At 48.0% G+C, this 7,577-nt stretch carries 3 protein-coding genes; 2 read left to right on the top strand and 1 reads right to left on the bottom strand.

From position 1 onward, the window contains the following. The coding region (gene cobN / locus OGM63_RS05305; protein ID WP_263744453.1) for a cobaltochelatase subunit CobN at positions 1–1,922 on the top strand (1,922 nt) is incomplete at its 5' end. Here the strand turns inward: cobN and OGM63_RS05300 are convergent. Then, on the bottom strand, positions 1,868–2,398 hold the full coding sequence (locus OGM63_RS05300; RefSeq protein WP_263744452.1) for a diheme cytochrome C: 531 nt from the start codon (positions 2,396–2,398) through the stop codon (positions 1,868–1,870). The genes cobN and OGM63_RS05300 overlap by 55 nt on opposite strands. A 422-nt stretch (positions 2,399–2,820) precedes the next feature. Between OGM63_RS05300 and OGM63_RS05295 the strand changes: the two genes are divergently transcribed. After that, positions 2,821–7,443, top strand: coding sequence for a nitric oxide synthase oxygenase (locus OGM63_RS05295; RefSeq protein WP_263744451.1), 4,623 nt, complete (start codon positions 2,821–2,823; stop codon positions 7,441–7,443). The last annotated feature ends 134 nt before the right edge of the window (positions 7,444–7,577 follow it).

Below are 7,577 nucleotides of genomic sequence, written 5' to 3'. Positions count from 1 at the left end.
CTTTCCCCATTCCCGGAATTCAGTTCGGTAATGTCTTTGTGGGTGTTCAGCCGGCGCGGGGTTATGATATTGACCCTAGTTTGAATTATCACGCACCAGATTTGGAACCGACTCATGGTTATTTGGCTTTTTATTATTGGGTAAGGAAATGTTTTGCTGCTGATGCTGTGGTTCATGTGGGGAAACATGGCAATCTGGAATGGCTACCTGGTAAAAGTGTGGCTTTATCGGATAGTTGTTATCCAGAAGTGGCTTTGGGTGCGCTTCCGCATTTGTATCCGTTTATTGTGAATGACCCTGGTGAGGGTTCACAAGCAAAGCGTCGCGCTCAAGCGGTGATTATAGATCATTTGACGCCGCCGATGACTCGTGCGGAGCTTTATGGTTCTTTGCAGCAGTTGGAAAATTTGATTGATGAGTATTATGAGGCTGAAAGTTTAGATCCTTCGCGTTTACGGACGATAGGCGATCGCATTACTCAATTAATTCTTCAAGAAAATTTACATCAAGATTTTCAAGTCAAGCTAAATCAAGAGTCTTCTGTTTTACCTTTTGACTTATCGGTTTTACCTTCTATTGATGGTTATCTTTGTGAATTAAAAGAGGCTCAAATCCGCGATGGGTTGCACATTTTTGGGAAATGTCCTGATGGTCGTCAGTTGCGAGATTTAATTGTGGCGATCGCACGTCTTCCCAATCGTCATCATATCGGATTCACCCGCGCGATCGCTGAAAATTTAGGTTTAGATTTCGACCCCATCACAGCAGATTTGGGAGATGAGTTTTTTCTCACGCAAAGTCGCAAAGACGCAAAGTTAGATTCATCCTTTGCGTCTTCGCGTCTTTGCGTGAGGCTTAATTCTTGTCGTACTTTAGGTGATGTTGTTGAAGTTTTAGAAGAATATGCAGCCGAATTAGTCGAACAATTAATTACTTCTGACTCTGTAGAGACTTCGTATTTCGCGTCTCTAGATTTAAATCCCAACTCCCCACTTTCCCCTGTTTTAAACTGGATACAATCGCGTCTTTTTCCTGCTCTGCAACAAACTCACGAAGAAATTACTTATTTGTTACACGGACTTGATGGGGGATATGTCCCTAGTGCTCCTGCTGGTGCTCCCACACGCGGACGTCCGGAAGTCTTGCCTACAGGTAGAAATTTTTACTCAATTGATATCCGCGCCATTCCCACGGAAACGGCTTGGGATATCGGCAGGAAGGCAGCGGAAACTCTCGTAGAAACTTACACCCAGGAGAATGGGGAGTATCCAAAGACGCTGGCTTTATCTGTGTGGGGAACTGCCACAATGCGGACTGGCGGTGATGACATCGCTGAGGCGTTGGCTTTGCTCGGTGTGCAGCCTGTGTGGGATGGTATGGCGCGGCGGGTGGTGGATTTGGAAATTTTGCCCCTTTCGGTTTTGGGGCGTCCTCGTGTAGATGTGACGTTGCGGATTTCTGGCTTTTTTCGGGATGCTTTCCCCAATTTAATTGATTTATTCGATACGGCGGTGCAAGCAGTGGCGGCGTTGGATGAACCAAAAGCACAAAACCCCCTCGCAGCGCAAGTACAGGAAGAAACAGATTTGTGGAAGGCACAAGGTTTAACTTCAGAAGAAGCCCAAGTGCGATCGCGTTACCGAATTTTTGGTTCTAAACCAGGTGCTTACGGTGCTGGACTCCAAGGTTTAATCGAATCACAAAATTGGACAGACGACAACGATTTAGCTCGTGCTTACATAAATTGGAGTTGTTACGCTTATTCTTCAAGACAAGGGGGAGAGGGGGGGATAGGGAGAGGGGAGGACAAGGAGAGGGGAGGACAAGGAGAAATTTCCTCCCCCACTCCCCCACTCCCCCACTCCCCCTACTTCCACTCTGGGCTTAGGCTGCGAAAGTTGAAGTCGGTGGCACTTGGATGACAACTGACACAGCTACCAACTTGTACGGGGCGTGGTAGTTGCACTTTGGGATGCAAAGCTTTAAAATAGCGTGAATCCTTGAGACGATAAGGTGTTTGTTCTTCTTTTTGCTGGGAACGGGAGAAAGTTAACAGATATTTCCACACCAAAATGCGCGGTGGATCGACTAGAGGTTTGAGTTGTACGCCGTAGTGCTGGGAATCTTGCAGAAGATTTTTCCAGGTTTGGGTAGGAAAAACAGCCGGGGGAAGGGCAATGTGACAATTAGAACAGTTTTCTAGATATAGTTGCTGTCCCAACTGATATTGTGCCGGCACTACATCAACCGTACCGATTTCTGACGTATTAGCTGCTTGTACATTAGTTGCCAAAGCCAGAAGCCAGCCCATAGCCAGACTCCACGCTAAAATTATCACCATGAAACCGATAGTTTTTCGCTTTGTTGGGCGGGATTTGCGCTTCACTAGATTTGACATTCGTCTCACTCACAGATATTTAAAGGTGGCGTTTGGTGCTAATTTTTACATCCTCCCCCACCTGAAACCTTGGCTCTACGAGCCTAGGGTTTTGAAGGTGAGGATTCCCCGGAACTTTGGCGTTGCTTCCTTTGTATGTATAGCCTTGGGACTGTTCTTTCCTGGTTCATCGCACTGCATGAATCTGCTGATGGTCAAGCCGCCGTTGAGGAGGAATTGCAACCGCTAACTATCAAAAGAAGGGAGTAGTGCGATCGCTTAAAAACCTGATATTATTTTTACAATATTGCCTCAGGCGATGACGATTCGTGGTCTACATTTATCATAATTTATTGTAGAGAGGCTATTGTGTCACGTTTCTACAAAAAGCCGTGACCATACCATCAATTCACCCCAAAATCTGAGTCATTGATTTTTCAAGTATGAATTACAATCAACGAATTATCCACCTAACTGAGGTCTCTGTAAGCGATTTCCCAGTTTCTAATGACTATAAGTATAAATGCCATGTGCAGGTAGTTTCCGAAGAGGGACAAAGCTTGTTGGAAAAGGATCTGCTGAACCGCACGCAACCCAGTTGGTTGATGGATTTGAAAAACAAGGGAGACTGCACGATTGCCATTACTTTGCGTTATCGGGAAGGAGACATTACTCAACGTTGGCAGGATGCTGGAACAGTCACGTTTGCCACCCAGGAGTGCCTGAATGGAGAGCGCAGTGCCGAGTTAGAATTTCCCATTACAACTTGGAACCAGGCACCTCAATTGAAGCTGAAAACTCGCCTGACTCAGAGTAGCAGTGAGGGAAGTAGCAGCACCTTGACAATCTTGGGGAATCAGAACGGTACTCGCCCCACTCACAGCAAAGGGACTGAGATAGAGGGTGAGTTCGAGATGCCAGAATCTGTTTTTCTCTCGCCCCCAGAAGAAGTGATTGTCAAAGACTCTTGGAACAAGCTGCGGGCATGGAAAGAATTGCAGATGGAAAAGTTCTTGAAGCGCCTGTTGCTAGAGGAACCTGAACTGGAGTACATCTTCGGGGAAGCGATCAACAGCATGAGTGATTTCTTCTTTGAATTGTTTGATTGCTGCGTACACCAACTTCAGCCTGAAACTCAAAATGTAATTGGAGAACCCTTAATGGGCGTACCTCCAGAAAAAGGGGATTCCTTTGACACGGTTGAGGATTACGGTGCGCTGTTTGCCGATATCGGGATGCGTCCCCAGCACTGGTTGAAGGCACGGCAGGTGTGGATGTGGATGCTACCATCGATTTCTTACCTGGAAGAGTACGATCACCAAGATTTAGCAAAAGGCGGAAACTCTGCCCTCTACCGCTTTTTTAACACCTATGTAATTGTGCCTATGGTGGAGGCAATCCGTCGCTACGAAGAGGCAATGCTTCCAGAGGTGAGGCAACGCATGGCGGACTCGTTAACCGTACTCAAAGACAATCAGCAGCAGATTGGAAAGGCATTTTTTCAAACCCTATTTGAAAAGTACCCCTTCATACTGCCTATCTTTGGACGGACAAACATGGATTATCTGTCCTTGAACCTGTTTCAGGTCTTGGAATTCTTGGTTCACCGCTTCGACGGTGGTAGCAGAGACCAACTAATTCAAGATATGCGTGTGTATATCTTTAATAGCATTGACATAAATGGGAGTGGAACAATTTCTATCGAGGAACTTATTGATTTCTCGCACCAGTCAGGGCTACGCCTTTCCCTAAGCGAATTGAAGGCTCTGTTTATTCGCGTAGATGTCGATGGTAGCGGCGAGATTGACTTCGAGGAATTTGAGGAGTTGATACTCCAGCAGTTAGGAGCGCAGGTGAATAGTTTTGATGATATACCCTCCTGCGCCTATCCGGCTATAGCAGACAACCTGCTAGTCATGCTATCGAAGTACGTACCGGACTTCACACCAGAGTTACGGCAGGGATGGCAGACGTTAATCGCTCGCGCTATCAATGTAATCAAGCTGCCCAAGCTGAATGAGGAACGATTGCTCAAAAAAGCCAAGCAGTACCTGGAGCTAATCGCCACTGAGCAGGCATGGGAAGCAGAGGATAAGGCACGACGATGGGCGGAAATTCAAGAGGAAGTACGCGCCACCGGAACCTATACCCACACCTATGAAGAAGTGGCGTATGGGGCACAAGTGGCATGGCGCAATGCTTCTAAGTGTGTGGGGCGGATTCAGTGGAATAATATGGTGGTACGCGATCGCCGCCACGTTACCGACCCTGATGAGATATTCCGCGAACTCAAAGAACACCTACAGTACGCTACAAACGACGGTAACCTCCAGATTACCATGACCGTCTTTCGTCCCAAACATCCTAAGGAACGCTGGGGTCCACGCATCTGGAATCCACAATTAGCTCGTTATGCAGCATACGAGCAACCGAATGGTAGCATTATGGGCGATCCTGCTAACCTGGATCTGACCAAAGCGATTATGAAATTGGGCTGGCAACCCTCTGAACCACGCACGGACTACGACATTTTGCCTCTAGTGATTGAAGCTCCCGGTATGGAACCGAAGATGTACCACTGGGATAGGGATGAGATTCTGGAAGTGGAAATCGAACATCCCACGATTCCTGAATTCAAATCATTGGGCTTGCGTTGGTATGCTGTCCCTGCCATTAGCAACTTCTCAATGCACGTTGGTGGCATCAACTACGGCTGCATCCCCTTTAATGGCTGGTACATGGGTACTGAGATTATGCGCGATTTCCTGGATGAGTACCGCTACAACAAGATGGAGGACATCGCCAAAGTTCTCAAGCTGGATAGCAGTTCGGAGCAGACATTGTGGCGCGATCGCGTAGCATTGGAACTCAACGTTGCCATCCTGTACTCCTTCCAGAAAGCGAAGGTGACGATGGTAGACCATCAATCTGCCTCTCGTCAATTCCTGGCACACGACTTACGTGAGAAGAAAGCAGGACGCGAGTGTCCGGGGGATTGGGGTTGGGTCGTACCCGCATCGGGGGGAAGTGCCTGTCCGGTCTGGCACCACCAGATGCGCGACTTCTACCTAGAGCCAGCCTATCACCATGCTGCCGATCGCTGGGCAGTGGAAGATGGTATTGACCTGGAAAAATTCTCTACGCTTACCGACGAGGACGAAAACAAGCAAGACCGCATCCTCATTCTCTACGCTTCCGAGACAGGTACTGCTGAAGGCTTTGCGCGCAAAGCCGCTCGTCAACTCCAGCGATTCCGTCCCAAAGTGATGGCGCTGGATGAATACAACACCGACACCCTGGCATCGGAGAAACTGATACTCATCGTCACGTCCACCTTCGGCAATGGCGAGATATCTGGAAACGGCAAGAAGTTCCTCGATTGGTTGAAGCAACAACCTGCGGGTTCCCTCGACGGTTTGAATTACTCCGTTCTGGGCATTGGTAGTAGCATTTACGACCACTTCTGCGCTGCCGGAATTTCGGTAGATAAGGCACTCGCCAAGGTGGGAGGTAACTGTATTGTGCCACTCCACAAAGGCGATGAAATCAAGGGACAAGCCGACACCTTCAAACAATGGTTAGGATTGGTTTGCCGCGTTCTGGGTGAGGATGCCACCTCAGCCGATGCTACAGCCGCAACCGCACCTAAACTGAACGTCACGTTCTTGAGTGAAACCGAAGCCGCAAATGTTTCACCAGTAGAAGTGAGCAAAGACAGAGGTGTCGAAGTATCTGTGCTTGCCAATAACGAACTGCTCAAAGAAGTGATTCCCGGTAGCCGTTCTACTCGCTATGTTGTCTTTGATATTTCTGATACCGATTTGGAGTATGAAACAGGCGATCATGTTGCAGTTTATCCTTGCAATCCGGCGGAGTTGGTGAATCGGTTGTGCGATCGCCTCTCAGTATCCCCCAACACCTATTTCACAGCTCGTTATCTAATGCCCGATGGTACAGAATTGGAAGAAAAACCTCCTGTTACCGTTCCCACAACCATCGGACAGGTTCTCTCCCAAGACCTCGATCTCGCTTTGCGCGAACCATTCAACGAGCTGCTGACCTACCTGTACTCGGTAGCACAAAATCCCCAGGATAAACAACGCCTGGAAATCTGGTTGGAAATTCTCCGGCAAGGAGACGACCATCCCGACAGCATCACGCTCAAGAAAACCATTACGGACAACTTCATGAGCGTTGTCGATCTGTTCAATGAGTTTCCTTCTGCCCAAATTACACTGGAAGTCTTGCTAGAGTTATTGCCGAAGCAAAAGCCACGTCTCTACTCCATTTCCTCCTGTGCTCCGCTTCATCCCCAGCACATCCAAATCACAGTTGGAGTGCTGCAAGTTAAAACGGATGCACTCCAAACCCGTCAGGGACTCTGCTCCAACTACCTTGCCGGACTTGAACCGGGAGCAAAGGTTCGCATCAGTGTCCGCACGTCTAGCTTCCGTCCACCCACCGATCCACTCGCGCCAATGCTTATGGTTGGACCGGGTACGGGGGTAGCGCCGTTGATTGCCTTCCTCCATTATCGGGAAGCCCTATTGCAGCAGGAAACACAATTAGGTGATGCTTGCTTGTATTTCGGCTGTCGCGATCGCAATGACTTGCTCTATGGAGAGCAACTTGTGAGTTGGCAGAATCAAGGTGTGCTGTCTGAGTTAGAAGTAGCCTTCTCACGTTTGACCGACAAGAAAGTCTATGTGCAAAGCTTGATGCAAGAAAAAGCTCAAGAAGTCTGGCGAATACTCAGCCATCCGCAATGTCACTACTACGTCTGTGGCGATGCCAAGATGGCAGACAATGTGTTTGAAGTGTTTATGGCGATCGCGAAAACCCAAGGTGGACTCTCGAACACTGAAGCTGTTAATTTCTTCGACAAAATGAAGCTAGAAAAACGCTTCTTCAGCGATGTTTGGGGTGTGGTGCTGAACTTCAAACAAGCCATCAAAGAGATACAGCATGACAACTACTCAAAAGCCGAAAAATGGCTTGAGCGTGTGCATGAATCTGCTGATGGTCAAGCCCCCGTTGAGAAGGAATTGCAAATGCCAACTATCTAAGCTCGGCTTTATCCAAAATTAAGAACTCGGTTTTCTTTATCTGGCAAAAAAGATCGGCAGTGAAGTGCAAATACTTTTTCCACTTCACTGCCGATTATTGATGACATCCAAAAACTAAAACACCTGTCACACAG

It is taken from the genome of Plectonema radiosum NIES-515, assembly GCF_025753815.1.
In the GTDB taxonomy this organism is placed as follows: Bacteria; Cyanobacteriota; Cyanobacteriia; order Cyanobacteriales; family Nostocaceae; genus Hassallia; species Hassallia radiosum_A.
The sequence above is the reverse complement of the archived record's forward strand: the minus strand, read 5'-3'. Positions and strand labels throughout refer to the sequence as shown.

Excerpts from the sequence above, each read along its gene's own strand:
- OGM63_RS05300 (WP_263744452.1), bottom strand. The coding sequence starts at position 2,398 with ATGTCAAATCTAGTGAAGCGCAAATCCCGCCCAACAAAGCGAAAAACT.
- OGM63_RS05295 (WP_263744451.1), top strand. The coding sequence starts at position 2,821 with ATGAATTACAATCAACGAATTATCCACCTAACTGAGGTCTCTGTAAGC.